We start from the raw sequence: 25230 nt of genomic DNA on the forward strand, positions 1-25230 counted from the left end.
CAGTCGACGTGGGCGTAGTGGCGGTTGGCCGTTTCGTACTCGACGTGGGCGGTGTTGATCGTGATGCCGCGCGCTTTTTCTTCGGGCGCCGCGTCAATTTGGTCGTAGCCCTTGGCTTCGCCGCCGAACTTGGATGCCAGAACGGTCGTGATCGCCGCCGTCAGCGTCGTCTTGCCATGGTCCACGTGGCCAATCGTGCCTACGTTGACGTGCGGCTTGGTCCGCTCAAATTTGCCTTTTGCCATTTTTCTCTCCAGATAAAGAACTTGCCCGTGTACGGTTTAACGTCTGCACTGTATTGCTGATTCACTTCGCACGGGCACGAAGTGGCACACAATCGCAGACAAGGAAAAATGCTGCCGGCTCCACAGGAGCCGGCAGCGAACGTTACTTACTTGGCGCGCGAAGCCATGATGGCTTCCGACACATTGCGCGGAGCTTCAGAGTAGTGCTTGAACTCCATGGAGTACGTTGCACGGCCCTGCGACATCGAACGCAGCGTGGTCGAATAACCGAACATTTCAGACAGCGGCACTTCTGCCTTGATGGCCTTGCCGCCACCAACCATGTCTTCCATGCCCTGCACCATGCCGCGGCGTGAGGACAGATCGCCCATCACGTTGCCGGCGTAGTCTTCAGGCGTTTCCACTTCCACGGCCATCATGGGCTCCAGGATCACGGGGCTGGCCTTGCGGCAGCCTTCCTTGAAACCGAAGATGGCAGCCATCTTGAAGGCCAGTTCGTTCGAGTCCACATCGTGGTACGAACCGAAGTGCAGCGTGACTTTGACGTCAACCACCGGATAACCTGCCAGCACGCCGGACGTGACGGCTTCGTTGATGCCCTTTTCCACTGCGGGGATGTATTCGCGAGGAACCACACCGCCCTTGATGGCGTCAACGAATTCGATGCCCTTGCCGGCTTCGTTCGGCTCAATCTTGAGCACAACGTGACCGTATTGGCCTTTACCGCCGGACTGGCGCACGAACTTGCCTTCAGCGTCTTCCACCGTTTTACGGATGGTTTCGCGGTAAGCCACCTGCGGCTTGCCGACGTTGGCTTCCACGCCGAATTCGCGCTTCATGCGGTCAACAATAATTTCCAGATGCAGCTCGCCCATACCGGCGATCAGGGTCTGGCCGGACTCTTCGTCGGTCTTGACGCGGAAAGAAGGATCTTCCTGAGCCAGACGTTGCAACGCGATACCCATTTTTTCCTGGTCGGCCTTGGTCTTGGGTTCCACAGCCTGCGTAATCACAGGCTCAGGGAACACCATGCGCTCGAGCATGACGATGGCATCGGGATCGCACAGGGTTTCGCCCGTGGTCACGTCTTTGAGGCCCACGCAGGCGGCGATGTCGCCGGCGCGGATTTCGCTGACTTCTTCGCGGTTGTTCGCGTGCATCTGCACGATACGGCCGATACGCTCTTTCTTGCCCTTGATCGGGTTGTAAACGCTGTCGCCCTTTTTCAGGACGCCAGAGTAAACGCGCACGAAGGTGAGCTGGCCCACAAACGGGTCAGTCATCAGCTTGAATGCCAGCGCAGAGAATTTCTCTTCGTCGTCAGCCTTGCGGGTGACAGGCGCTTCATCTTCGTCCATGCCCTTGACGGGCGGAATGTCGATCGGCGACGGCATGAATTCAATCACGGCGTCCAGCATGCGCTGCACGCCCTTGTTCTTGAAGGCAGAGCCGCAGTACATCGGCTGGATTTCGCTGGCGATGGTACGCGTGCGGATGCCCAGCTTGATTTCAGCTTCGGTCAAGTCACCTTCTTCAAGGTATTTGTTCATTAGCTCTTCAGACGACTCGGCGGCAGCTTCGACCATCTTCTCGCGCCATTCCTTGGCCAGCTCGACGAGCTCGGCGGGGATATCGCTGTAGGTGAACTTCATGCCTTGCGAGGCCTCATCCCAGATGATGGCCTTCATTTTCAGCAGGTCGACCACGCCGGTGAAGCTTTCTTCAGCGCCGATGGGGATCACCATGGGCACAGGACTGGCCTTCAGGCGCAGCTTCATCTGCTCGACGACCTTGAAGAAGTTCGCGCCGGTGCGGTCCATCTTGTTGACGAACGCAAGGCGGGGAACTTTGTACTTGTTGGCCTGGCGCCAGACGGTTTCAGACTGGGGCTGAACGCCACCCACGGCGCAGTACACCATGCAGGCGCCGTCAAGCACGCGCATGGAGCGCTCGACTTCAATCGTGAAGTCCACGTGGCCCGGGGTGTCGATGATGTTGATGCGGTGCTCAGGCAGGGACGTGTCCATGCCCTTCCAGAAGCAGGTGGTGGCAGCCGAAGTAATCGTGATGCCGCGCTCCTGCTCTTGCTCCATCCAGTCCATGGTGGCAGCGCCGTCGTGAACTTCACCAATCTTGTGGTTCACGCCGGTGTAAAAAAGGATCCGCTCGGTGGTGGTGGTCTTGCCGGCATCAATGTGCGCGGAAATGCCGATGTTGCGGTATTGTGAAATGGGGGTAGCGCGGGACATAAATTACTTTCAGTTCGGGGTTACGAACAAAGACTCGTTGAAGGACTGCCCGCAGTCCGGGCATCCTTCATTTCTTCTACGCGTCTGCTGGCCGGGAAGGGTGTTGTGCACCACACCCGGCTGGCAGAAATTGGGGTTGAACGGCCGGCAATCAAGGCACCCAGCACCTTGAAACCAACCAGCAACCCGTCAATTCAGCGCAGCAATTACTGCAATCGAAAATTAGAAGCGGAAGTGGCTGAACGCCTTGTTGGCTTCTGCCATGCGGTGAACTTCGTCACGCTTTTTCATGGCGCCGCCGCGGCCTTCGGTCGCTTCCATCAGCTCATTGGCCAGACGCAAAGACATGGACTTCTCGCCACGCTTCTTGGCGGCCTCTTTGAGCCAGCGCATGGCCAGAGCCATACGGCGGACAGGACGCACTTCAACCGGCACCTGGTAGTTGGCGCCGCCGACGCGGCGCGATTTCACTTCAACCATGGGCTTGATGTTGCCGATGGCCATGTGGAAAGCCTCAAGCGGATCTTTGCCGGGGTTCTTTTTCTCGATAAAGTCGAGCGCGCCATAAATGATGCGCTCTGCGACGGCCTTCTTGCCGCCTTGCATGATCACGTTCATGAACTTGGCGAGATCAACATCGCCAAATTTTGGATCAGGAAGAATTTCACGTTTAGGGACTTCGCGACGACGTGGCATTTTTTCACCTCTTTGCTTCAGTTGGCATTGCTTTTGGCAACACCGCGAGAGTTATCAAAACCCTCACTTACTCGACCGGTGCAACTATTTGCACTTGGGTCACTTCGTTTCAGACACCTGCCAGGGCGAATGAAACACCTTGTTTTGAAGGAACTATCACAGGCTTGTGTGACAACTTCTTCTGGCGCGAGCTCTCAGTGAAGAGAAACACCCGAGCCGGTTCGGCTTATTTGGCCTTTGGCTTCTTCGCACCGTACTTGGAGCGCGACTGCTTGCGGTCTTTCACGCCCTGCAAGTCGAGCGAACCACGGACGATGTGGTAACGCACACCGGGCAAGTCCTTGACACGACCGCCGCGAACCAGCACCACGCTGTGTTCCTGCAGGTTGTGGCCTTCGCCGCCGATGTAGGAAATGATTTCAAAACCGTTGGTCAGGCGCACTTTGGCAACCTTACGCAGAGCGGAATTGGGCTTTTTAGGCGTCGTGGTGTACACACGGGTGCACACACCGCGGCGCTGCGGAGAATTCTCCATCGCAGGGCTCTTGGACTTGATCTTTTCGACCTCGCGCCCCTGACGGACTAACTGATTGATGGTTGGCATTGAAAACGTCCCTAAACGTCTGAAAACTAATTTACCGTGTTGATACGGCCACAAATATTTCCCGCCACGAAAGCGGAAAAGCCTTCTAGTATAAACCGGATAGGGGAATCCCTCAAGCAGAACGCGCGGCCAGGACGCATGAAGGAGCTGACAACAGGTAATCCGGCGCCCAAAGTGGGGATGTTAGTACCCACTCCCACCGAATTTGATGGCACCCAGGAGGCGTTTGATTCGCGAAGAGCCGCTTTGGGGGGCAGGCTTCTGCATTCCCGGCCAAAGCGCGGGGAGAAAAAAGGTCACGGCAAGGGCTGTGCAAGCGACGGCCGGCCGTAGCGGCGGGGAGCGCGGCCTTAGCCACGCCACCCACCGCGTGTTCGTCTTATTTAATCCACAGCCGGATGGCGTCCCAAGCACGGCCCAGGATGCCGGCCTCGCCCACCGCTTCCAGCGCCACGAGCGGCACTTCGGCCACCGGGGCGGGGTTGTCGCCCAAGGTGACCTTCAGCGTGCCAACAGCCTGGCCCTTGGCAAACGGCGCCACCAACGGGTCGGGCCGCGCCACCTGGGTTTTGACTTTGGCAGCACTACCGGCAGCGATGGCCACCACGATGGCCTGCGGACGGCCCAGCTTCACGGTCGAGGAGGTCCCTTTCCAGACCGACGGAGTGACCACGGCCTGGCCAGCGTCGAACAGCTTCACGGCTTCATAGGCCGTGTAGCCCCAGTTCAGCAGTTTTTGTGATTCATTGGCGCGTGCGCTGTCGCTGACGGTGCCCAGCACGATGGCCAGCAACCGGCGCCCGCCCGGCGCACCGGCAGCACCCAAATTGGGAAAGTCGCGCTTTGCCGTGGCGATCATGCAATAGCCGGCGGCGTCGGTATGGCCGGTTTTCAGGCCGTCCACCGTCGGGTCGCGGAACAGCAGGGTATTGCGGTTGGTGTCGTTGGCCGCCGGTGTGCCGGGATAGCGGTATTTCTTGATCGCCGAATAGCCGATGTAATCAGGGAAGTCCTGCATCAACCGGGTGGACAGGATGCTCAGGTCACGGGCGGTGGTCGTGTGGCCGGGCTCGGTCAGGCCTTCCGGGTTTTTATAGGACGTGGACTTCATGCCCAGCGCCTTGGCCTGCTCGTTCATGAGGCGGACAAAGTTTTCGGCCGAGCCGCCCACGCCTTCGGCTAGCGCCATGGTGGCGTCATTGCCGGACTGCACTACCATGCCCTTGATCAGGTCTTCCACGGGCACCTGCATCTTCGGGTCGATGAACATGCGCGAACCCGGCATCTTCCAGGCCCGCTGGCTGACGGGGAAGGTCTGCTTCAGGTCGATTTTTTTGGATTTGAGTGCATCGAACACCAGGTATTCGGTCATCAGCTTGGTCAGGGATGCCGGCTCCACCGGGGAATCGATGTCCTTGGCGGCCAGGATCTGGTTGGCGGTGATATCCAGCAGCAAATAGGAGCGTGCGGCGATTTCGGGCGCTTGCGGGACCTGGGCATGCGCCACGGGCAACGCCGCGGAGAAAGCCAGGAACACGGTGGCGGCAAAAGCGCGCAGGCTGGGGGCGGCGCGGAGGGCCTTGAGTGAAGCTTGCATCAGTAGGGGTTCAGTGAAATTCGGTGAAGGAGTAAGGGTCAGGGAGCGCCTGGCAAACAGCATCAGGCGGAGGGCGAAGACAGGTGGCGAACCACGAGGTTTTTCAGCAGGGGCAATTGTCCATGAAAGAAATGGCTTCCCCCCGGCACAACGGTAACAGGCAGTGCCTGCGGCCGGGCCCAGTCCAGCACGGCAGACAACAGCACCGTATCGTCCTGCTCACCATGCACGACCAGGGTTTTCAGGTGGGCGGCTTCGTCAATCGGCGCAGCAGGCGCGCGGCTCACGCTGGTGCCGACCAGCACCAGCTTTTCAATGGTGCGGGCGGCGCTGAGGCGCTCAAAGGCGTGGGTGGTGACACAGGCGCCGAACGAAAACCCGGCTAATGCCAGCACCTGGCCGCTGCTGGCCGGCGCCGAATGTTCCACCACGGCCAGCAGGTCTTCGAGCTCGCCCCGGCCTTCGTCATGGCTGCCGGCGCTGCCACCCACACCACGGAAGTTGAACCGGACGGCCGTCCATCCGCATTGCACAAAGGCCCGGGCCAGCGTCTGCACCACCTTGTTGTCCATGGTGCCCGCAAACAGCGGGTGCGGGTGCGCAATGACCGCCACGCCGCGCGGGTCGCCAGCGGGAAGGTCTACGGCAATTTCAAGCGCGCCGGCTGGGCCCTGGATGATCGATTTGCGGGTCTGCGAATTCACGGTGACGGATCCATTCAAACAGGTTGCTATCAAATAAGGAGCTACTCGCGCACGTCCCTATTGGGTTGGAAGGCAAAAATATGCAAATTCCGGATGCTGCGACCGCCCCCCGGCCTAGCGCCCGACGTGCGCGGGCACCAGCAGGCGCTCGACGACTTTGCCGTTTTTCAGGTGCGACTCGACAATTTCATCAATGTCGCTGGCGTCGACATAGGTGTACCAGACCGCTTCGGGGTAGACCACGGCCACAGGGCCGGCTGCGCAGCGGTCCAGGCAGCCGGCCTTGTTGACCCTGACCTTGCCCGGCCCGGCCAGCCCCGCGGCTTTCACCTGCGATTTGCAGCGGTCAAAGCCCTCCTGCGCCCGGTGATCAGCGCAGCAGTCTTCGCCATTGGCGCGCTGGTTCAGGCAAAAGAAGACATGGCGTTCGTAATAGGAATTTTGTTCAGGCATGGTGTGACTTTAGTGGATGTGTACCGGAGAAGGTTCCCGCATTGCCCCGGGGATCAAGGTGCCTCAACGACCAGCGCCGTGGTTTTTTTCACCAGTGGAAGCACCAGCAGCAGCACCGGGAATGCAACGACCCAGGAAAGCGCCCATGCGCCCAGCCAGATGCGCAGCACCCCGGGCGCGATACCGACGCCCTTGAGCGTGCTGATGATCGACACGATGCAGGTCATCAACACGGAAAGCAGCAAGGGTGTGACCCAGCGCGCGCTGCGGGCGGGGAGTTTTGTGAAACTGAAAAGGGTGCGCGATGAAGATTTCGAAGAGTTCATACAGGGTTCCATAAGCCGTCCAGTCAAGGCGCCTTTCCGGCAGCCAATGGCATGCCGGAAACACAACCCCGGCATGGCCGGCGGTAGTAGGCGCGTTGATTGACGTAAACGCTTACGGCAACTCTTGAGGGAGATCGCAGGCGAATATTAGCAGACGCGAATCACTGGCGCGCATCAACGCGCGGCTCGCGGCCTGAAAGCCGCACCAGCACATACAGCAGGGCTGCGTACGGCCACAGCCAGCCCAGCCACTGCACCAGGCCGTGAAAGCGGATAAAGCGGCCCTGCTCCCAGGTTTGCAGGGTCTGTGCGAAATACGGGTCGGCGGGCGCCTGGTTGAGCAGCCCCAGGTGAACCGTGAGCGCCAACAGTGCCAGCGCCGCTGCGCCCCGGCGCGGCACAGGCAGCAAGAGCGCCGCCACCACAACGGCAAACCCGACACCCACTTGCACCGGCAGGTCCAGCCAGGCCCAGGCGTGGTCCGGGCCGTAGCTCAGCGCGGCCGACAGCGCCGATGCGGCAATGCCGACCGCGATGATGGCCGCCGAAAACGCCGCACGCTGCCAGAGTGTGCGGATCACGCAATAGCCGAGCAGGCAGGGAATCAGCGCACCCAGCGCCACGCATAGCAATTCGGCAATCGGCACCAGTGGCTGCAGCTCCATGTCGCGCACCGGCATCCATTCGAGGAAAGGCGTGTCGGTCAGCACCTCGGCAAGCGCCGACTCCAGACGCTCGAACACCTGCCCCAGCCCCAGGGGCACGGAGGCAGGAAACAGCAACGCGGGCGGCCAGAGCATCAGCAACACCAACGCACCCCGCGCATCCTGCGCGAACCAGCGCGCCCGAAAGCGGCTCCAGCGATCGACGATGCCGGTTTTTTCCAGCGCCCACGCACAGCACGCGCCCAGCCATGCGCCGGTGGTGTTGAGCGCCAGATCGACATTGGAGGGAATGCGCGAAGGCAGGTAACTTTGCAGCGTTTCCATTGCCAGCGACAGCAGCGCGCTGACCAGCACCGCCACCGTCACAGCCCAGGAAACGCGCCGGCTGCGCAGTGCCGACAGCGCCAGCAGGAAACCCAGCGGCGCGTAGCCCAACAGGTTGGCGCCCACGTCAAAACCGGTCCAGTACTGCGGCAGAGGCGCCGCCAGAAATCTGAAGGGCGAAATGCCCTGGTCGCGCCAGTCGGCAAAGGGATAGAGGCTGGCGTAAACAATCAGGCAGATGGTGGCCACCGCCAGCGGCCACGCGGTTGTCTTGTGAACACCCCTATTGGAATGTTGCACACCCCCGCCGTTCTCACTACGCTTCGCTTCGTGTAGTTCCTCCCCCCCTTGCAGGGGGCGACGCGAGGCGCCCGGCGAAGCCGGTTCGCCCGCGTCTGCTGGTGAATTCGGGGAAGGCACTGCGTTCCCTTTGATTGTTAGAAGGGCTTGACCACGACCAGGATGACGGCCGCTAACAACAACAGCACCGGCACTTCATTGAACCAGCGAAACCATTTGTGGCTGCGGGCGTTGCGGTTGGCGACGAACCTGGCCAGCAGGCGGCCGCAGGCGTGGTGGTAGCCGATCACCAGCACCACAACGGCAAGCTTGGCGTGCATCCAGCCGTTGCCGGGCCCGCGGCCTATGCCGTAACCCAGGTACAGCCACAGGCCAAAGCCCAACGCAGGCACGGCCAGGATGGTGGTGAAACGCATGAGTTTGCGTGCCATCAATATGAGCCGCTCGCGCTCAGCCACGCTTTCCGGCGGCACCATGGCCAGGTTCACAAAAATGCGCGGCAGGTAAAACAGCCCGGCAAACCAGCTGGCGATGAAAACGATGTGGAGTGATTTGACCCAGAGCATCAAGGAAGTGTAGCCCCCACGCTCCCCCACTTCGTGTGGGTCGCTGCCCCCCCGAGGGGGCGCTGCGCCTGCGGCCCGGCAAAGCCGGTTCCGCGGCCCCGGCTGGTCTAAGACCTATCCATCCGCTAATGCCCCAAGCGTCACCTTTAGCGGGCAAAAAAATGCCCGGGGCATAAGCCACCGGGCTGGTAAGCCTTTTTGCTGTCACACGCAAAGGCCCCGCTCAGGGAGGAAAAGCGGGATGCAGTTGCCAAATTGGTAACCACACGTAGCAATTCTAACCACGCTGGCTGCGCATTGGCAATGATTTCATAAGTTAACTAAGTAATTCCATGTAAAGCCTGCCACCTCCGAAATGGCGCGGCACCAAGCATGTCTCCATATATATATAGATAGCAGATGACGCCCGGCCAAATACTTTCAGGCCTTGATCAACCTTTGGCACAATTTGCGCATGACACAGCACGCCTCCAACTTCGCGCCCTTCCCCGCCGGGCGCCCACGGCGCCTGCGCCGTGATGCCTTCACCCGCAACCTGGTACGTGAACACGCACTTACCCCGCACGACCTCATTTATCCCGTCTTTGTGGTGGACGGCCAGCAGCAGCGCCAGGCGGTGGCCTCCATGCCCGGCGTCGAAAGGCTGAGCCTTGACCTGCTGCTGCCGGTGGCGGAAGAGTGCGTGAAGCTGGGCATCCCGGTGATGGCCTTGTTCCCCGTGGTGGACGCCTCGCTCAAAACCTACGACGGCGTCGAGGCCACCAATCCCGATGGCCTGATCCCGCGGGTGGTGCGGGCACTGAAAAAGCACTTTCCCGACCTGGGCGTAATGACCGACGTGGCGCTGGACCCCTTCACCACGCATGGGCAGGACGGGCTGCCGGATGAAAACGGTTACATCCTCAACGAAGAGACGGTGGCCATGCTGGTGCGGCAGGCGCTTTGCCAGGCCGAAGCCGGCGTGGACATGGTCGCGCCCAGCGACATGATGGATGGCCGCATTGGCGCCATCCGCCAGGCACTGGAGGCCAAAAAGCTGATCCACACCCGCATCATGGCCTACAGCGCCAAATACGCGAGCGCGTTTTACGGCCCGTTCCGCGATGCGGTCGGTTCGGCCAACAACCTGGGCAAGGCCGACAAAAAGGCCTACCAGATGGACCCGGGCAACAGCGACGAAGCGCTGCGCGAAGTGGCCATGGACATCGCCGAAGGCGCCGACATGGTGATGGTCAAACCCGGCATGCCCTACCTGGACGTGGTGCGCCGCGTGAAAGACGAATTCGGCGTGCCCACCTTCGCCTACCAGGTCAGCGGCGAATACGCGATGATCAAAGCAGCCGCGCAAAACGGCTGGCTGGACCACGACGCCGTGATGATGGAAAGCCTGCTGGCCTTCAAGCGTGCGGGCGCAGATGGCGTGCTGACGTATTTCGCCATCGACGCTGCCCGCAAGCTGCGGCAAGGCTGAACCGGGCGGCAGGTGTTGCGCACTAACTGCTATCAAAATCATAGCTGCTTGCGCCCGTCCTGCTTGCTCGAAATGCCGATTTAACACCTCAAAACAAGGCTAAACAGGGCTTTCATGCGCGTTTTCACCATCGCTTCCGGCACCCAGGGCATCATCGAGACAGACACCCTGCCGGCCCAGTTGCCGGCGCAGGGATTTGTCTGGATTGCCTGTGCCCGCCGCGAGTTCGAGGTGATGCAGGCGCAGATCCAGGCTGCGCTGCAAACGCTGTGCGGCACCCAGCTGGTCGACCTGCATGTGGCCGACCTGCTGAACAACCAGCTCCCCTCGCACTACGACTACACCTCGCAGTACGACATCCTGGTGTTCCGCCGCCTGGCGGCCGGGCAAAGCGAAACCGACCTCAGCCAGCCCGGCGAACCGCTGCATGAGCGCATGAAACGCAGCGGCCCGCCGGTCCTCAAGCGCATCGATACCAGCCCGGTCGGCTTTGCCGTGTTTGACAAGGTGGTGCTGACGGTGCACCCCGCCGACTGCGCGGTGCGCGATGCCTATGCGACCCGCCTGCTCAATGCGACCACGGCCGAGTCGCGCTCCAGCGGCGTCAAGCTGCCGGCCAGCCCCGCCGACCTGATGCTGCGCATCGTCAACCAGATGGTGGACGGCTACCTCGAGCTGCGGCGCGAGCTCACGCGCCAGCTCGACCACTGGCAGTCCGAACTGCTGCGGCCCGGCACGCGCTTTACCAACTGGAGCTCGGTGCTCGATGCGCGGCTGGCCATGCACCACCTCGATGAGATTTGCGAAGACCAGCGGGCTGCGCTGCAGGACTGGATTGATTCGATTGAAACCTGGCCCGAAGGCGGCACACCCGCCGCAGTGCGCGAGCGCGAGCTGCTCAAGATCCGCTCACGCGACGTGCTCGAGCACATCGAGCGTGTGGTGCACCATGTGCGCCGCATGGAGCAAAGCGCCGAAACCGCGGTACAGATGCATTTCTCGGCGCAAAGCAACCGCACCAACGACATCATGCGCACGCTGACGGCGCTCACCGCCATCTTCCTGCCGCTGAACCTGATCACCGGGTTCTTCGGCATGAACTTCGAGTTCATGCCCTTTCTTCACGCGTCCACCGGTTTCTGGTGGACCTTCGGGTTCATGGTCCTGATCGTCGTGGTGGTCGCCACGGTGTTCTGGCGCAAGCAGTACCTGGCCAGGACGCGCCGCTGACACGGCGCCCGGGTGCGCTTGCCGTCCGGCTCAAGCTTGCGGCGGCGTCTGACGCTTCTGTCTGGTGCATCTTTGACAATACGGCCAATGGCGCCGCAGTGCCTGATGCGCTGCGTCTCAGCCGGGAGTTGGCACGGCGCTGATCCGGCACCCCCGAAAAGGATGTCCCATGAGCAATCAAGCAGGCAAGAAGGCGCTGAACGGCAATACAACCTGCGCCGATGACCTGACGCGCGAAAATGTCGAAGCCATGCGGCGCGTGGAAGAAACGGCACTGGCCAACCGGAGCCGGGCCGACCGCATCGCCGCCTTTGTCGCCGGTTTTTGCGGCTCCATGCCTTTTGTCTGGATGCACGTGGCTGCGTTTGCGTTATGGATCAGCTTCAATTCATGGCCGGGGCTGGCGCATTTCGACCCCTACCCCTTTACCTTCCTGACCTTGATGGTGTCACTGGAAGCCATCTTCCTGTCCTCCTTCATCCTGATCAGCCAGAACTATGAATTGCGCATCAGCGACAGGCGCAACCAGCTGGACCTTCAGATCAACCTGCTGACCGAGCAGGAAAACACCAAGATGATCCAGATCCTGGAGCGCATCGCCAAAAAGGTAGGCGCCAACATCGAGGGCGACCCGGACATTCCCATCCTCAAGGAAAACACCGACCCCGAAAAGCTGGTCGCCCAGATCGAGCAGGCGCAGCGCGACAACCCGCCTGCGGCGAAAGGTTAGAGACTCAGACCCAAGGCTGGGCCAGCCCTTCGGCGTGGAAGGCCTTGATCACGGCAGGCCGCGCCAGCGCACGCTGCAGGTAAGGGCCGAGGTGGGGCCGGTTGCGTGCCGGCGACGACGCAAAGTTGCGAGTCCAGCGGCACAGCGTCAGCGCATAAATATCTACCGCCGAATACGTCGCACCCAACAGCCAGGGTTGGTCATGGATTTTCTCCAGCCTTGCCAGCTCCGCGTCCAACTGGTCCAGCATCAGGCCGACTTTGGCTTCGGCATGCGACTTCAACTCGGCTACGCCGGCGTCGTTGCCGGGGTTCATCCAGCGGTCGGTGTAGAAATAAATGATCAGCGCCGACTGCATGGTGTTGGTCAGCCAGATCAACCATTTGTAGAAATGCGCGCGTTCGGTGGTGCCGACGGATGGGGCCAGACCGGCCTCGGGATGCGCATCGCACAGGTGCAGGCAGATCGCGGCGGTTTCATACAACACCAGGTCACCGTCGACCAGCGTCGGGATCAGGCCGTTGGGGTTGAGCTTGCGGTAAGCCTCCGACCGGTGCGCGCCGGTGCTGGTGTCGACGAGGACTTTTTCAAACGGCACGCCCAGTTCCTGGAGCAGGATGTGAGGCGCCATGGCGGCAGAGCTGGGAGAGAAATGAAGCTGGTACATCTGGCGTATTTTGCCGCACGCTCCTCCCCGATCTGCAAGCGAGGTGCCGCGGGACTGGCTTTGCCAGACCGCAGGCGCCGCCCCCTCGAGGGGGGAACAGGCTACACGCAGTGAGCCTGGACGGGGGTGGTTTTTCTACAGACCGTAGATACCGGCCGCATTGCCCCAAGCGATCTTGCGGGCCACGTCGGCTGGCAAATCACCCAACCAGCTGCGGTAACCCTTCATGAGCTCGTCGTAATACAGCCAGCGCTGGTTGACCCAGGTGTCGGAACCGATCATGAAGCGGCCTGGGTACTTGAGCAGCAGCGTGCGCCACTCCGCACACAGCTTTCCGCCTTCGCAGGTCAGGCCGGGGCGATAGGACAGCTCACCCATCAACTGCGGGTATTTGCCCAGCAGCGCATCAACGCGTGCCACAGGTGCGCCGCCTATGCCGGTGTGCGCCCAGATGAGCCGCGCATCTGGTGCGTGGGCCATCAACAAGTCGATCGCCGTGTCGTCTACGTGTGAGAGCACTGCCAGCTTGTTCTTCGCAGCGAACTGCATGAGCTTTTTGGCCACCGGGCCGTTGGCATTGGCGCTGTCGTACAAATGAAATTCGCCGATGCCCTTGTACGGGCCGGCCTGGTCACCCGTGACGCCGCGGGCAAACTCGGCCTGCACCATCTCGTAGATGGACTCGTCGCGAAACCAGTTGTCATAGTCGGCGCGGTTACGGTACAGGCGGATAAACGGGACCACGGTAACGCCGGCCTTGCGCGTTTCCGGCATGGCAGCCAGCGACTTCGTGCCGTCGTTGGGCCGGGAGTTGGCGACGATGGCTTTGACGCCATTGCGCTTCATGCGCGCAAGAACATCAGCTGGCGCGTGTGGACCTACACAAGCCCCCACGCTTTTCACTTCGTGTAATACGCTGCCCCCCGAGGGGGCTGAACTTGCTTGGGGCGGCCCGGCGCTGCGTTCCTTGCAGTTCCAGGCCTCTTCGTTGTAATGCAGGTGCGTGTCAAACAACGGGCCGGCGTAGTCGGCCGCTCGGGCAACCGTCGAAAACGCTATCAAAACGATAGCTGCTTGCGCACATCCGCAAAGGGCTACAACCCAAAAAGGCTTGAATCCGGGGGCAGGGCGCACGGTCAGGCCAGTTTGGCGGCAAGGAACGCCAGCGAACGTTCGCGTGCCAGCTTCGCCGCCGCTTCGTTGTAGGAGCCGCGCTGGTCGCAGTTGAAACCGTGGTTGGCCTGGTACACATGCACCTCGACTTCCGGGTGCGCCTTGCGGAAGGCTTCAACGCCTTCCATCGGAATCCAGTGGTCCTGGTCGCCGAAATGGGCCATGACCGGGCACTGGGGCTGGCGCTCGATTTCTTCCTCGGCCGTGATGCCGCCGCCGTAGTAGGGAACGGCCGCCGATAAGCCCTTGAGCAGGCTGGCCGCACGCCAGGTCAAGAGGCCGCCCCAGCAAAACCCGATGATGCCGACCTTGCCGCCACCGGCCTTGGCCGCGTGGTCAATCGCCGCCTGGATGTCTTGCAGCACACCGGCGCCCGGCAGCGCGCTGACAGCGGTTTTCAGCTCGAAGCCGATCTTCATGTCCGCCTCGCTGTAACCCATGTCGACGCCGGGCTTGACGCGCTCGAACGTGGCGGGTGCCACTGCCAGGTAGCCTTCCGCCGCAAAGCGGTCCGCCACACCGCGGATGTGCGAGTTGACGCCGAAAATTTCCTGGACGACGACGATGCCGCCGCGCGGCTTGCCTTCCGGTTGCGCCACATAAGCCGGCACGACGAAGCCGTCGGCGGCGGTGAGATTGGTGAATTGGCCCATGAGATGGATGCTCCTTTGAATTGGTTGATCGGTATGAATGAAGGGCGAACTGGAGGGGAAACGGCCAGCGGTTTATGCCCCGGCCTTAAGCTTGCGCTCCACGAAATCGAGCCGGTCCTGGCCCCAGAACAGTTCGCCGTCGATGACATAACTGGGCGCGCCGAACACGCCGGCGTCGATCGCCTGCTGGGTATTGGCTTCATAGCGCTCCTGCACGGCCTGGCTGAAGGATTGCTCCAGCCGCCCGGCCGGCAAGCCGCATTCGGCGAGCAGTTCGGCCAGCACTTTTTCGTCGGCGATGTGGCGCTCTCGCACCCACACGGCGCTGAAGATGGCGCCGCCGATTTTCATCGCGGCTTCAGTGCCGTCGTGCAGGTTCACCGCGATGATGAGGCGCGAGGCCTCATCGCCGGACACCGGGAAATACTTGGGCTTGAGGTTCAGCGGCGCATGCAGGTAGTCTGAATAGCGCTGCAATTCCAGCAGGCGGTAAGCCTGGCGCTGTGGCGCGCGCTGGGCCAGCGGCAGCCCGCCCGAGATGGGAAACACCTTGCCGCCCAGATCGATAGGCAACACATTCACGGTAGCGCCCGCCGCACGGGCGATCTGCGCAAAGCGTTCGTGGCCCAGATAAGTCCATGGGCTTTGCGGCGTAAAGTAATAATCCACAACGGTGCTCATGATCGTCTCCGGTTTTTGGGGCCTGTTCAAGTACATTGACCCGATGCAATCCCCGTTTTTACCCGGGATTGCCATTTTCTGCAGGAGGTCCGGTTTGTCAAAAGTTGTTTTGATCACAGGCGGCTCGCGCGGCATAGGCGCCGCAAGCGCCCTGCTCGCGGCGCGCCAGGGTTGGGTGGTGGCCGTCAACTACACCAGCAACTCGCTGGCAGCCGACGAAGTGGTGCGGCAAATCCGCCAGGGCGGCGGCCAGGCCATCACGGTTCAGGCCGACGTGGCCGACGAGGCGCAGGTGCTTGCCATGTTTGAAAAAGTGGATGCCAAGCTCGGCCGGCTGGACGGCCTCGTCAACAATGCCGGCGTGGTCGACCGCACCAGCCGCGTTGACGCCATGACGCTGGACAGGGTGCGGCGCATGTTCGAGATCAATGTGTTCGGCTCGTTCCTCTGCGCACGCGAAGCCGTCAAACGCATGAGCACGCGCTACGGCGGTACGGGCGGCGCCATCGTCAACGTCTCCAGCGCCGCAGCGCGGCTGGGCGGGCCTGGCCAGTACGTGGACTACGCAGCCGCCAAGGGCGCCATCGACACCTTCACGGTCGGGCTGGCCAAGGAAGTGGCCACCGAAGGCATTCGTGTGAACGGCGTGCGCCCGGGCATCATCGACACCGACATTCACGCTTCGGGCGGCTTGCCCGACCGGGCCCGTGAACTGGCGCCGCTGGTGCCGATGCAGCGGCCGGGTACCGCCGGCGAAGTGGCGGAGTCGATCGTCTGGCTGCTCGGCGACAATGCGAGCTATACAACAGGTGCACTGCTTGATGTCGCCGGAGGGAGGTAGTGCCCCCACGTTCGCTCACTGCGTGTAGCTCTCTGCCCCCCGAGGGGGCGCTGCGCCTGCGGCCCGGTGAAGCCGGTTCCGCAGCTCCTGCTGGAATTTGTTGGGCAGACCGCTTTTGGGCTTGCCACTTGAATTGCCTCTAAGGAAAAACGATGGATTTCAAACCGCTTGTCACGCTGCTGGCCATCGTCAACCCGCTGGCCATCGTGCCGTTTTTTATCCACTACACGCAGGGCTTCTCCGACGAGCAGCGCCGCCGCACCATCCTGGTGGCAGCCTTTTCGGCTTTTGTCGTTATCGCCATCAGCGCGCTGTTGGGCCTGCAGATCCTCGACTTCTTCAGTATCTCGCTGGCGAGCTTCCAGGTCGGCGGCGGCATGCTGCTGCTGATCAGCTCGATGAACATGCTGAATGCGCAACCGGCCGAAGCCAAACCCCTGACCAATGAAATGGAAGACGGTGCAGAGAAGGCCGCGCGCGGCGCCAGCATCGCGGTGGTGCCGCTCACCATTCCGCTGTTGACCGGCCCGGCCACCATGTCGACGGTAGTGATTTACGCCGAAAAGGCACAGACGGCCCTGCAGGTTGCCGCGCTGGTCGGCTACGGTGTGGTGATTGCGCTGGTGACTGCCATCAGCTTTTCGCTGGCCGAGCCGATTGCCCGCGTGCTGGGCAAGACCGGTATCAACGTGATGACGCGGCTGATGGGTCTGATCCTCGCTGCATTGGCCGTTGAGGTGATGGCCGGCGGCCTCGGCAAGTTGTTCCCCATTCTGCGCTCCTGAACGCGAATCCCACTCAGATGGCCGGCGCGCGCATTCTTCTTGTCGAAGACGACCCGGCGATTGCCCGGTCCATCATCTACACGCTGGAGCGCGACGGCCTCAGCGTGACACACAGCCTGCTGCTGGGCGATGCGCGCCGCCAGCTTGCGCTCCAACTGCCCGACGCCGTGATCCTGGATGTCGGCTTGCCCGACGGCAGCGGTTTCGATCTGTGCCGCGAACTGCGCGCTGCTGGCAGCCTGCCGGTGCTGATGCTGAGCGCGCAGGGCGAGGAGATCGACCGTGTGCTCGGGTTGGAACTGGGCGCCGACGACTATGTGAGCAAACCCTTCAGTCCGCGCGAGTTGCTGGCGCGCGTGCGCAGCCTGCTCAGGCGCGCGCGCATGCCTGCCCCCGCAGCGGCGCCGGCTGGCGCCAGTCCTTTCGTGATTGACACCGCGGGCCAACGCGCAAACCTGCACGGCCTCCCACTCAACCTGACGCGCCGCGAATTCGGCCTGTTGGCCGAGCTGCTGCGTCATCGCGAACGCATCCGTTCGCGTGATGAGTTGCTCACTGCGGTTTGGGGCACGGATTCGGACAGCACAGACCGCACCGTAGACACTCACATCAAAACCCTGCGCGCCAAGCTGCAGGAAGCAGCGCCGGAGCATGACTACATCGTCACACACCGCGGCATGGGTTACTCCCTGGATATCAACCGCACCAAAGGCAGCTGACATGCGCCTGGGCATACGGCTGCTGTTCGGTTTTTTTCTGGTCACGGGCCTTGCGGCTTTTTTTGTGCTGCGCGTCTTCATGGCCGAAGTCAAGCCCAGCGTGCGCGAGGTTATGGAAGACATGATGGTGGACACCGCCAACATCCTGGCCGAACTGGCCAGCGACGATCTGTCGGCCGGCGCCATCGCCAACGGGCGCTTTGCAAGCCACGTGCGCAACTATGCGCAGCGGCCGATTGACGCGCAGATCTGGGGCCTGTCCAAGCAGTCGCTGGACTTCCGGGTGTACGTGACCGACGCCGCCGGCAAGGTGGTGTTTGACTCGGAGAACGTGGCGACCGGCCAGGACTATTCGCGCTGGCGCGATGTGGCCCGCACGCTGCGCGGCGAGTACGGTGCGCGCGCCACCCGTGAAGTGCAGCAGGACGATCGAAGCTCCGTGATGTACGTTGCCGCGCCGGTGCAGCAGGACGGCAAAATCATCGGCGTACTGACCGTCGCCAAACCGATGTCCACCATCCAGGCCTTCATCGACCGGGCCGAACGGAAGATTTTCCTAAGCGGCCTGCTGTTGCTGGTGTTGTCGCTGGCCATCGGTGTGGCCGTGACGCTGTGGGTAGTGTGGAGCATTCGCAAGCTGCGCCGCTATGCCAACGCCGTCGGCCAGGGCGAGAAACCCGCGGTTCCGCAGATACCGGGCGAGCTTGGCGATCTGGCCATGGCAGTCGATGCCATGCGCCTGAAGCTGGAGGGCCACGAGTACATAGAAGATTACGTGCGCGCCCTGACCCATGAGCTCAAGAGCCCGCTCGCCGCGATCCGCAGCGCAGGCGAGCTCTTGCAGGACGAGCTTCCCGAACACGCGCGCCGCGAGTTTTCCGGGCAGGTACTGGCCCAGTCCGGCCGCATGCAGGCGCTGGTGGACCGCATGCTCGAGCTGACGAAGCTGGAGCAGCGCCATGCACAGGTAGAGCGCGAGCGCCTTGCGTGGGCCGGCTTCCTCCAGTCTTTTGAGCTGGAGACCGGCGCCGGCCGGACCCAGCATGCGATCAAAGTCGTAATCCGTCCGGAACATGCCGGCGTGCATGCGGAGCCCGGCCTCCTGGGCCTGGCGCTGAGCAACCTGCTGGAAAACGCGCGCTCGTTCGCACCCGAGGGCTCTGCGATCACCCTGGAAGCGGGGCCAGACTTCATCGCCGTGCAAGACACCGGACCCGGCGTGGCGGACTACGCCCTGCCCCGCCTGGGCGAGCGCTTTTTCTCGACCGTGCGGCCCGACGGACACACCAAAGGCTCGGGCCTGGGGCTGGCCATCGTGCGGCAGATCATGCTGCTGCACGGCGGGCGCATGGTGGTGCGCAACACGCAGCCCGGGCTGCGGGTCGAGCTGCATTTCTAACCGCGGCGCGCTCATCACGCGGCCACCTTTGCCGGTTCAGGTTTGACCGGTTCAGCCTGTTTGAACCGTGCGTACCAATCCACCTGCCGCGTCAGCATCATGATGGCCGCGAGCACGGCGAACAAGGCCACTGCACCCAGCAGCAAGGCTGTTTGCTCCATCCGCAGCAGCACAAACAGCATGCCGTACAGCGTGGCGATGCCCAGGCCAAACGGCAGGCCGCGCGACCAGCGGCCCAGCATGTGGCTGGCGTAATAGGTCAGCAGCAGCACACAGGCGGCGGCGGCAATCGCATAAGCAGTTTCAAAGGGCATGTGCTCCGAAAGGCTCACAAGCAACAGGAAAAACATGCTCATGGCCGCACCCACCAGCAGGTACTGGATCGGGTGCACGCGCAGTGACTTCATGAACTCGAACAGCCCCACGGCCAAAAAAGTCAGGCCGATGAACAGCAGACCGTACTTGGTAGCCCGGTCGCTGAGCGCGTAGGTATTGGAAGGGTCGACAAAGGTCACGCTGAAGGCTTCGACGCAAGAGGCGTTGGCCGACCCATCGGCATAGTTCGGGCAAACGCCCCTGCGCTTGCCGGGGTCCTGTTGCGTCACCTCCTGCTGCGCCGTGCTGGCCAGCGAGCTGACACGCCAGCTGGCTTCAAAACCCTGGTCCGTCACTTTGCGGTCCACCGGGAGAAACTGCCCGCCAAAACTCGGGTGCGGCCAGTTGGACGTGAGCTGCACCCGGGTGTCGCCGCCCAGCGGCACGACTGAAATGCTTTCGGTGCCGACCAGTTCCAGTGCCAGCTGCGCCTGCAGCGGCGCCATGCCCATCATGGCCATGGACAGCGGCGCATGCACGCCGCGCGGGTAGCTGCCGTAGAAGGTGCCGGGCTTGAGCGCCAGCACCTGCTCGCCGATCTTGACGCTGGCATGGCGTATGCCGCGCGAATCGGACACCGCCATCATCAAGAGCGGCTGGCCGCAGTTCATGCGTGAGCCGGCATGTTCGGCCAAGGGCTTCAGCGCTGCGGTGTCGGTCCATTCGGCCACGATGTCGGCCTTGAGATTAAAGGCCTGCGTCGCATGCAGGCCGCGGGCGCGCGCCTCGAGTTTGCTGCCGCCCTTGACGATCAACGAAGCCGGCGCGGCCACCAGGGTGAACTCGCGCCGCTCGGTTTGCACTTTCTTGTCCTCATACTTGACGTCCCACTCCTCGGTGCAGGCCCGGTGGATCAGCGGGCCGGTCAGCGTCTGCGGGCCGGCCAGGCTCTGCGCCACGCTCTGGATGGCAATCTGCCGGTAGGTCTGGCGGTCGTGCACCACGCCGCTGATCTGGAACAGCGCGAGGACCAGCAAAACCACCACCAGGGCCAGCGCGAAGAATTTTTGTTTCATGACTTCCTTTCGTTTGAACAACGAAGGGAAGTGTGCAAATCCTGTGTGAGGGCAGGATGAGCTGCGGGCCGCGTGTGTGAAGTCAATGTGAAGCCCCCACGCTTTTCACTTCGTGTAATGCGCTGCCCCCCGAGGGGGCCGCCCGCCCTACGGCCCGGCAAAGCCGGTTCCGGGGCTCATGCTGGCTCGAAGAATTCAGTGGCGTAACCAACGGGGTATTTACCAGCGGGCAGCCGCGGAACCGGCTTTGCCGGGCCGCAGGCGCCGTCCCCTGCAAGGGGAAAAGGGTTACACGGAGTGAGCTCGATAGGGGTGTACCGATTTTCCGGCTTCGCCGGCCCCAGGCGTCGCCCCTCGGGGGGGAACAGGCTACACGCAGTGAGCCTGGACGGGGGGTCTACTTCTTGCGAAGCAACTTTACTAGCTGGTTGCTGGTGTTGCGCAGGCGCTGCGCCATCATCTGCGTGATCTTGACCAGCAGCTTGGCGCCTACGCCGGGGTGGTCGCGAATCAGCAAGGCAATTTCATGGCGCCCCCAGACGCCGGCCTCGACGGGTTCGATGGCAGTGCAGGTGGCATAGCGCGGCTCGCTGTCGAGCATGGACATGTCGCCTATTGCCGCGCCGCTGCGCACCACGGCCACGCGCGAGACGATCGGTTCCGCGCCGGCTTCGGCCTGCGCCGCTTCGGCGGCTGATTCCAGTCGTTTGGTGACATCGACCGTACCCTTGAGGATCAGCATCATCCAGTCGCCGGCTTCGCCTTCGCGGATCATCACCTGCCCCGGGTCGGCGCGAACCAGCAACATGGACGCTCCCAGGATGTCGGCTTCAGCAGGCGTGAAGTCCTGTAGCAGTTGCGAATTCTGCAGCAGGTCGGGGCCGTAAGCGCTCAGCTGCTCGCAGCAGCCGAACACATGCAGCCCGGCGGCATCCAGTTGTTCTTCCAGCGTTTTCATGGCACAAGGCGTTTCAGCGCGCGGGGGTTTGCTGCAGCCATTGGTCCAGTTCCTCGATGGCGGCGTCGGTGGCTGCCGTGAGGGCACGGACGCCGCCGGGAGCGTCGTTGCTGGGCGCAGGACGCTGCACGATGACATTGCGCTGGCCGACCAGCTTTTCGCCCGCGGGCGTCACCTCGACCAGCGTGGCGCGCAGGCGGATCAGGCCGACGCTCGTGTTGGGCGCGCTGAAGAAGTGGCTGAATTCTTCCAGGTCCAGGCGCAGCAGCAGCGGCAATACCGCGTTCTGGCTGCGGTTGAGGGCCACACTGGAACCGGCGCTGAACACGGCGCGGCGCTGGCCAAGCTGTTCGCGCAGGCGCTGGCGCACCAGCTGCGCAGGCGGCATGCTCCAGCGCGCCTGCGAGTACGGCCGCAGCTGCTGCGCGTCGGTATACGCCAGGCGGTACAGCACCGCCATATTGTCGAGCGCGCCGCCAGAGGTGGAGATGTCGTCAAGCGCCAGCGGCGGCAACGGCGCCTGCCGCGTGCTGGGCTGAACAGCCAGGAGGCCGGGGCCGAAGTCATACATGGTGGCGCGCGTGGGCTTGTCGGGCAGGCCCGAGCAGCCGCCGACCGCCAGCGCCATGAATATCAATGAAAAAATGCCGGCAGCCCTTTCCAGATAAGCGCGAGCAGCTATTAAATTCATAGCGGATGGGCAGATTGCGAGAAAATCGAATGTCATTTTTTCTCTCCGTTGGCAGAAAAACCGGGCTCGCCCGGACCGGGCACCGGTGGACCGTTGCCGAAAATCAGTGACTGCGGGTTGTCATCCACCGCGCTGACGGTGCGGCGCAACTGGCGCATCGCGCGGGCGGTTTCGTCAGCCACTTCGCCCAGCTTGGGCAAGGTGCCGGCGCTGAAGGTCTCCACCCCCGAGGCCAGCGCGGCGCCGCCCTCGGACAGTTTGTCGAGCGGCCCGCCCTTTTCACTCAGGCGCGTGGCGGTAGCGCTGACGTCGTCGGCAGCCGTCCTGACGGATTTCAGCGTAGCCGTGGCATCGCGCGACAGGCCCGGCAGGCTCGCCACCGTAGGCTCAAGGCCTTTGGCCACACGGTTGATGCCGCTGGCCGCTTCGCCGAGTTGCGTGATGGCGGAAGTCACTGCCGCCTGGTTCTCGTCGGACAGCAGTTTGTTCAAACGCGTGCTGGCTTCTTCGACCTGGTTGAAGATCACCTCGCTTTGCTTGAGCAGCTTGTCCAGCCCACCTGGTTTGAGCGGAATGCGCGGCGGGTCGTCGTCGTTCACCACCAGCCGCTCGGCGGACTTTCCGTCATCGTCGAGCTGGATGAAACCCAGCCCCGTGACACCTTGCGATGCCACTGTGGCAAAAGTGGATTTGGTGACCGGCGCGGTGCGGTCGATCGAGACACGGATCAGCACATTGCCCTTGACCTTGGTGTCAAACCCGATCACCTCGACCTTGCCGACCGGCACGCCGCGAAACCGCACCGTGGCCTGCGGCTGCAGGCCCGAAACAGTTTCGCTGGTGCTCATGTCGTAAAGGTCGCGCTGAGTGTTGTCGCGCGTCAGCCAGATCGCCAGCAGGGCCAGCAGGGCGGTCACCACCAGTACAAATGCGCCGGCGGCCATGGCATGGGCTTTGTTTTCCATATCGAAGCCTTTCTAAACAGTAAAGGGGTATTCGCGCAGCAATTCCATCGCGCGCTGACCCCTTTCGCCAAGGAAAAATTCGTGAATGAAGGGGTGCGGAAACGCCACCACTTCCTTGGGCACATCGTTAACGATGACTTTTTGTTCGGCCAGCACGGCGATGCGCGTGCTGAGCTCAAAGAGCGTGTCCAGGTCGTGCGTCACCATCACCACCGTGAGCTCCATGTCGCGGTGCAGCGAGCGCAGCAGCGAGACGAAACTGTCGGAGCTTTCCGGGTCCAGGCCCGCCGTGGGCTCGTCAAGCAGCAGCAGCGGCGGGTCCATGATGAGGGCGCGCGCCAATGCCACACGCTTGACCATGCCGCCCGAGAGGTCGCTCGGCATCTTGTCGGCTGCGTCGGGACTCAGGCCCACCATTTGCAGCTTGACCATGGCCGCCTCATAGACCAGTGCGCGCGGCAAGGTCTTGAGCTCACGCAACGGGAAGGCGATGTTCTCGAGCACGGTGAAGGCCGAAAACAGCGCACCCTGCTGGAACAGCATGCCGACGCGGCTGGCCGCGCCCCGTTTGCCCAGTTCGGCTGCCGGCCGGCCGAGCACGGTGATCTCGCCCTGGGTGGGTTTTTCCAGCCCCAGTATCTGGCGCAGCAGCACCGTTTTACCGGTACCCGAGCCGCCCACCAGCGACAACACCTCGCCCCGCTCCACCGTCAGGTCCAGGTCCTTGTGCACCACGGCCTTCTTGTCGCCGTTCTGGAACACGGTCCAGAGTTTTTTGATATCGACGATGGCTTCGGTCATGGCTGATTTCCCGCTTCTTTCCTCTTCCGGAAGAACGACGCAACAAGCGACCGCGCAGGCACACTCTCTTTCCAGCAGGGGCCGCGGAACCGGCTTTGCCGGGCCGCAGGAGCAGCGGCCCCCTCGGGGGGCAGCGCAGTACACGAAGTGACAAGCGTGGGGGTCATATTCCAACGCTTTTAAACAGAACGGCAAACAATGCATCCACCAGAATAACTACCGTGATGGACGTGACCACTGAAGCGGTCGTGCCCTGCCCCAGGCTTTCGGTGTTGGGTTTGACACGCAGGCCGTAGTGACAGCCGACCAGCGCGATCAATACCCCGAACACGACGGATTTGGCCGTGGCCAGCGTGAGGTTGGCCACGTCGACCGCGGCCGGCAGCGAGTTGATGAAATAGGACGGCGTGACGTCCATGGAAATGTCGGCGGCCAGCATGCCACCCAGTAACGCCGCGATGGTGGTCCAGACGCTGATGAGCGGCATCACCACGGCGAGCGCCAGCGCGCGCGGCATGACCAGGCGAAAGCCCCGCGCGATGCCCATGACGCGCATGGCGTCGAGCTCTTCGGTGACCCGCATGACACCGATCTGCGCAGTGATGGCCGAACCGCTGCGCCCGGCGATCAGGATGGCGGCCAGCACCGGCCCGAGTTCGCGGATCAGCGAGATGCCCAGGATGTTCACGATGAAGGCGTCGGCGCCGAACTGGCGCAGCTGCTGCGAAATCAGGTAGGCCAGCACCACCCCAATCAAAAATCCCACCAGCGCCGTGATGGGCAAGGCGGTGGCGCCAATATGAAACAGGTGGCCCGACAGGTCGCGCCACGGGCCTTCCTGCGGGTGCCTGAAAAGCCGGATGATGTCGAGCAGCAGCTGGCCGATCAGGCGCACCAGGCCTTTGAGGTGGTCGACCAGGCGCAGCACCCTTGTGCCGAGCAGGATGAAGGGCCCGGTCCAGTCAGACTTGCGGGGTTTGGGCGGATCCGCACTGAACTTGGCGACGGTTTCCAGCACCGCGCGCTGGCTCGCATGCACTTGCAGTTGCGCAGGCCAGTCGCGCCCCCAATGGTTCCACAGCACCTGCGCACCCAGGTGGTCGAGTTTTTCGAGCGGCTCCAGATTCCAGCCGGCGGATTGGACTGCGCCGCCCTGCAGGGCTTGCAGTTGCGCAGTCAAACCTTGCCAGACCTCCTGGGCCGTGAGGCCGGCCGCCGTCCAGGCACCGCGAACGACAAACAGCCGGCCTTGCGGCGTGTCCTGCTGTTCGATGCGGGGCGTGGATTCTTCCATGTGCATTCGGTAAAGGCGTCCGGTGGTGCCCGGCGCTTGCCGGCAGTCTGCA

General features: G+C 62.7%; 27 protein-coding genes. 7 read left to right on the plus strand and 20 right to left on the minus strand.

Features of this window, described 5'->3' with window-relative positions; translation table 11 throughout:
* From AC1DU8_RS19510 to AC1DU8_RS19555, 10 genes are all read right to left on the minus strand, one after another.
* On the minus strand, positions 1-245 hold a 245-nt coding region (locus tag AC1DU8_RS19510; RefSeq protein WP_477650650.1), incomplete at its 3' end, for a GTP-binding protein.
* A gap of 146 nt (positions 246-391) precedes the next feature.
* Positions 392-2494, minus strand: coding sequence for an elongation factor G (gene fusA, locus AC1DU8_RS19515; RefSeq protein ID WP_457281667.1), 2103 nt, complete (start codon positions 2492-2494; stop codon positions 392-394).
* A 222-nt stretch (positions 2495-2716) separates the two neighbouring features.
* Entirely contained in the window at positions 2717-3190 is a 474-nt protein-coding gene (gene rpsG, locus AC1DU8_RS19520) for a 30S ribosomal protein S7 (protein ID WP_011481226.1), read from the minus strand.
* A 226-nt stretch (positions 3191-3416) separates the two neighbouring features.
* Positions 3417-3794 carry a 30S ribosomal protein S12 gene (rpsL, locus tag AC1DU8_RS19525; RefSeq protein ID WP_092130055.1) on the minus strand — a complete coding sequence of 126 codons (378 nt, stop codon included), beginning with the start codon at positions 3792-3794 and terminating at the stop codon, positions 3417-3419.
* 379 nt (positions 3795-4173) lie between these two features.
* Positions 4174-5391 carry a D-alanyl-D-alanine carboxypeptidase family protein gene (locus tag AC1DU8_RS19530; protein ID WP_477667544.1) on the minus strand — a complete coding sequence of 406 codons (1218 nt, stop codon included), beginning with the start codon at positions 5389-5391 and terminating at the stop codon, positions 4174-4176.
* A gap of 62 nt (positions 5392-5453) precedes the next feature.
* On the minus strand, positions 5454-6095 hold the full coding sequence (locus AC1DU8_RS19535) for an alpha/beta hydrolase (RefSeq protein WP_477689659.1): 642 nt from the start codon (positions 6093-6095) through the stop codon (positions 5454-5456).
* A gap of 114 nt (positions 6096-6209) precedes the next feature.
* Entirely contained in the window at positions 6210-6548 is a 339-nt protein-coding gene (locus AC1DU8_RS19540; RefSeq protein WP_457281670.1) for a (2Fe-2S) ferredoxin domain-containing protein, read from the minus strand.
* Positions 6549-6601: 53 nt separating this feature from the next.
* Positions 6602-6874 carry a DUF2798 domain-containing protein gene (locus AC1DU8_RS19545; RefSeq protein WP_477689660.1) on the minus strand — a complete coding sequence of 91 codons (273 nt, stop codon included), beginning with the start codon at positions 6872-6874 and terminating at the stop codon, positions 6602-6604.
* A gap of 161 nt (positions 6875-7035) precedes the next feature.
* Entirely contained in the window at positions 7036-8163 is a 1128-nt protein-coding gene (locus tag AC1DU8_RS19550) for a VanZ family protein (RefSeq protein WP_477689661.1), read from the minus strand.
* A 137-nt stretch (positions 8164-8300) separates the two neighbouring features.
* Entirely contained in the window at positions 8301-8729 is a 429-nt protein-coding gene (locus AC1DU8_RS19555; RefSeq protein WP_457281673.1) for a CopD family protein, read from the minus strand.
* A gap of 454 nt (positions 8730-9183) precedes the next feature.
* Between AC1DU8_RS19555 and hemB the strand changes: the two genes are divergently transcribed.
* The 3 genes from hemB (at position 9184) to AC1DU8_RS19570 (ending at position 12160) form a co-directional block, all read left to right on the plus strand.
* Positions 9184-10200 (plus strand): porphobilinogen synthase, encoded by a 1017-nt coding sequence (gene hemB, locus AC1DU8_RS19560; RefSeq protein WP_457281674.1) that lies wholly within the window; start codon positions 9184-9186, stop codon positions 10198-10200.
* 114 nt (positions 10201-10314) lie between these two features.
* The gene (locus AC1DU8_RS19565; protein WP_457281675.1) at positions 10315-11430 is read left to right on the plus strand and encodes a magnesium transporter CorA family protein; all 1116 of its coding nucleotides are present in this window, start codon (positions 10315-10317) and stop codon (positions 11428-11430) included.
* Between the two features lie 169 nt (positions 11431-11599).
* Entirely contained in the window at positions 11600-12160 is a 561-nt protein-coding gene (locus tag AC1DU8_RS19570) for a DUF1003 domain-containing protein (RefSeq protein WP_457281676.1), read from the plus strand.
* 4 nt (positions 12161-12164) lie between these two features.
* Here the strand turns inward: AC1DU8_RS19570 and AC1DU8_RS19575 are convergent, their stop codons facing one another.
* From AC1DU8_RS19575 to AC1DU8_RS19590, 4 genes are all read right to left on the minus strand, one after another.
* Positions 12165-12827 (minus strand): glutathione S-transferase family protein, encoded by a 663-nt coding sequence (locus tag AC1DU8_RS19575; protein ID WP_477667548.1) that lies wholly within the window; start codon positions 12825-12827, stop codon positions 12165-12167.
* Between the two features lie 135 nt (positions 12828-12962).
* Complete coding sequence (locus tag AC1DU8_RS19580; RefSeq protein WP_477727218.1) at positions 12963-13895, minus strand: amidohydrolase family protein; 933 nt, start codon at positions 13893-13895, stop codon at positions 12963-12965.
* Positions 13896-13963: 68 nt separating this feature from the next.
* Positions 13964-14653 (minus strand): dienelactone hydrolase family protein, encoded by a 690-nt coding sequence (locus tag AC1DU8_RS19585; RefSeq protein ID WP_457281678.1) that lies wholly within the window; start codon positions 14651-14653, stop codon positions 13964-13966.
* Between the two features lie 72 nt (positions 14654-14725).
* Positions 14726-15334, minus strand: coding sequence for a DsbA family protein (locus AC1DU8_RS19590; protein WP_477727170.1), 609 nt, complete (start codon positions 15332-15334; stop codon positions 14726-14728).
* A gap of 94 nt (positions 15335-15428) precedes the next feature.
* Between AC1DU8_RS19590 and AC1DU8_RS19595 the strand changes: the two genes are divergently transcribed.
* The 4 genes from AC1DU8_RS19595 (at position 15429) to creC (ending at position 19078) form a co-directional block, all read left to right on the plus strand.
* On the plus strand, positions 15429-16175 hold the full coding sequence (locus tag AC1DU8_RS19595; RefSeq protein ID WP_457281680.1) for an SDR family oxidoreductase: 747 nt from the start codon (positions 15429-15431) through the stop codon (positions 16173-16175).
* 152 nt (positions 16176-16327) lie between these two features.
* Positions 16328-16960: a MarC family protein gene (locus AC1DU8_RS19600; RefSeq protein ID WP_457281681.1), complete on the plus strand. Its 633-nt coding sequence runs from the start codon at positions 16328-16330 to the stop codon at positions 16958-16960.
* A gap of 17 nt (positions 16961-16977) precedes the next feature.
* Positions 16978-17679: a two-component system response regulator CreB gene (gene creB, locus AC1DU8_RS19605; RefSeq protein ID WP_477687780.1), complete on the plus strand. Its 702-nt coding sequence runs from the start codon at positions 16978-16980 to the stop codon at positions 17677-17679.
* 1 nt (position 17680) lies between these two features.
* On the plus strand, positions 17681-19078 hold the full coding sequence (gene creC, locus AC1DU8_RS19610) for a two-component system sensor histidine kinase CreC (protein ID WP_477689793.1): 1398 nt from the start codon (positions 17681-17683) through the stop codon (positions 19076-19078).
* Positions 19079-19092: 14 nt separating this feature from the next.
* On the opposite strand, the gene creD is transcribed toward creC, so the two are convergent.
* From creD to AC1DU8_RS19640, 6 genes are all read right to left on the minus strand, one after another.
* A complete protein-coding gene (creD, locus tag AC1DU8_RS19615; protein WP_477667550.1) occupies positions 19093-20469 on the minus strand; it encodes a cell envelope integrity protein CreD in 1377 nt (458 codons plus the stop codon).
* A 397-nt stretch (positions 20470-20866) separates the two neighbouring features.
* The gene (locus tag AC1DU8_RS19620; RefSeq protein WP_477689662.1) at positions 20867-21427 is read right to left on the minus strand and encodes a Crp/Fnr family transcriptional regulator; all 561 of its coding nucleotides are present in this window, start codon (positions 21425-21427) and stop codon (positions 20867-20869) included.
* A 13-nt stretch (positions 21428-21440) separates the two neighbouring features.
* On the minus strand, positions 21441-22154 hold the full coding sequence (locus AC1DU8_RS19625; RefSeq protein WP_477689663.1) for an ABC-type transport auxiliary lipoprotein family protein: 714 nt from the start codon (positions 22152-22154) through the stop codon (positions 21441-21443).
* Positions 22151-23083, minus strand: a complete 933-nt coding sequence (locus AC1DU8_RS19630; RefSeq protein ID WP_457281687.1) for an MlaD family protein — start codon at positions 23081-23083, stop codon at positions 22151-22153. Before AC1DU8_RS19630 ends, AC1DU8_RS19625 begins: the two co-directional genes overlap by 4 nt.
* 12 nt (positions 23084-23095) lie before the next feature.
* Positions 23096-23884, minus strand: coding sequence for an ABC transporter ATP-binding protein (locus tag AC1DU8_RS19635; RefSeq protein ID WP_457281688.1), 789 nt, complete (start codon positions 23882-23884; stop codon positions 23096-23098).
* A 163-nt stretch (positions 23885-24047) separates the two neighbouring features.
* Positions 24048-25178, minus strand: coding sequence for an MlaE family ABC transporter permease (locus AC1DU8_RS19640; RefSeq protein WP_457281689.1), 1131 nt, complete (start codon positions 25176-25178; stop codon positions 24048-24050).
* Positions 25179-25230 lie beyond the last annotated feature (52 nt).

The organism is Polaromonas sp. P3_A5 (assembly GCF_056403055.1).

What these genes read in the sequence shown, in the direction of transcription:
- AC1DU8_RS19620 (WP_477689662.1), bottom strand. Translation starts at nt 21,427, where the DNA reads ATGAAAACGCTGGAAGAACAACTGGATGCCGCCGGGCTGCATGTGTTC.
- AC1DU8_RS19630 (WP_457281687.1), bottom strand. Translation starts at nt 23,083, where the DNA reads ATGGAAAACAAAGCCCATGCCATGGCCGCCGGCGCATTTGTACTGGTG.
- AC1DU8_RS19555 (WP_457281673.1), bottom strand. Translation starts at nt 8,729, where the DNA reads ATGCTCTGGGTCAAATCACTCCACATCGTTTTCATCGCCAGCTGGTTT.
- creB (WP_477687780.1), top strand. Translation starts at nt 16,978, where the DNA reads ATGGCCGGCGCGCGCATTCTTCTTGTCGAAGACGACCCGGCGATTGCC.
- creC (WP_477689793.1), top strand. Translation starts at nt 17,681, where the DNA reads ATGCGCCTGGGCATACGGCTGCTGTTCGGTTTTTTTCTGGTCACGGGC.
- AC1DU8_RS19570 (WP_457281676.1), top strand. Translation starts at nt 11,600, where the DNA reads ATGAGCAATCAAGCAGGCAAGAAGGCGCTGAACGGCAATACAACCTGC.
- AC1DU8_RS19540 (WP_457281670.1), bottom strand. Translation starts at nt 6,548, where the DNA reads ATGCCTGAACAAAATTCCTATTACGAACGCCATGTCTTCTTTTGCCTG.
- rpsL (WP_092130055.1), bottom strand. Translation starts at nt 3,794, where the DNA reads ATGCCAACCATCAATCAGTTAGTCCGTCAGGGGCGCGAGGTCGAAAAG.
- creD (WP_477667550.1), bottom strand. Translation starts at nt 20,469, where the DNA reads ATGAAACAAAAATTCTTCGCGCTGGCCCTGGTGGTGGTTTTGCTGGTC.
- rpsG (WP_011481226.1), bottom strand. Translation starts at nt 3,190, where the DNA reads ATGCCACGTCGTCGCGAAGTCCCTAAACGTGAAATTCTTCCTGATCCA.
- AC1DU8_RS19585 (WP_457281678.1), bottom strand. Translation starts at nt 14,653, where the DNA reads ATGGGCCAATTCACCAATCTCACCGCCGCCGACGGCTTCGTCGTGCCG.
- AC1DU8_RS19590 (WP_477727170.1), bottom strand. Translation starts at nt 15,334, where the DNA reads ATGAGCACCGTTGTGGATTATTACTTTACGCCGCAAAGCCCATGGACT.
- AC1DU8_RS19635 (WP_457281688.1), bottom strand. Translation starts at nt 23,884, where the DNA reads ATGACCGAAGCCATCGTCGATATCAAAAAACTCTGGACCGTGTTCCAG.
- AC1DU8_RS19565 (WP_457281675.1), top strand. Translation starts at nt 10,315, where the DNA reads ATGCGCGTTTTCACCATCGCTTCCGGCACCCAGGGCATCATCGAGACA.
- AC1DU8_RS19530 (WP_477667544.1), bottom strand. Translation starts at nt 5,391, where the DNA reads ATGCAAGCTTCACTCAAGGCCCTCCGCGCCGCCCCCAGCCTGCGCGCT.
- hemB (WP_457281674.1), top strand. Translation starts at nt 9,184, where the DNA reads ATGACACAGCACGCCTCCAACTTCGCGCCCTTCCCCGCCGGGCGCCCA.
- AC1DU8_RS19600 (WP_457281681.1), top strand. Translation starts at nt 16,328, where the DNA reads ATGGATTTCAAACCGCTTGTCACGCTGCTGGCCATCGTCAACCCGCTG.
- AC1DU8_RS19575 (WP_477667548.1), bottom strand. Translation starts at nt 12,827, where the DNA reads ATGTACCAGCTTCATTTCTCTCCCAGCTCTGCCGCCATGGCGCCTCAC.
- AC1DU8_RS19625 (WP_477689663.1), bottom strand. Translation starts at nt 22,154, where the DNA reads ATGACATTCGATTTTCTCGCAATCTGCCCATCCGCTATGAATTTAATA.
- fusA (WP_457281667.1), bottom strand. Translation starts at nt 2,494, where the DNA reads ATGTCCCGCGCTACCCCCATTTCACAATACCGCAACATCGGCATTTCC.
- AC1DU8_RS19545 (WP_477689660.1), bottom strand. Translation starts at nt 6,874, where the DNA reads ATGAACTCTTCGAAATCTTCATCGCGCACCCTTTTCAGTTTCACAAAA.
- AC1DU8_RS19640 (WP_457281689.1), bottom strand. Translation starts at nt 25,178, where the DNA reads ATGGAAGAATCCACGCCCCGCATCGAACAGCAGGACACGCCGCAAGGC.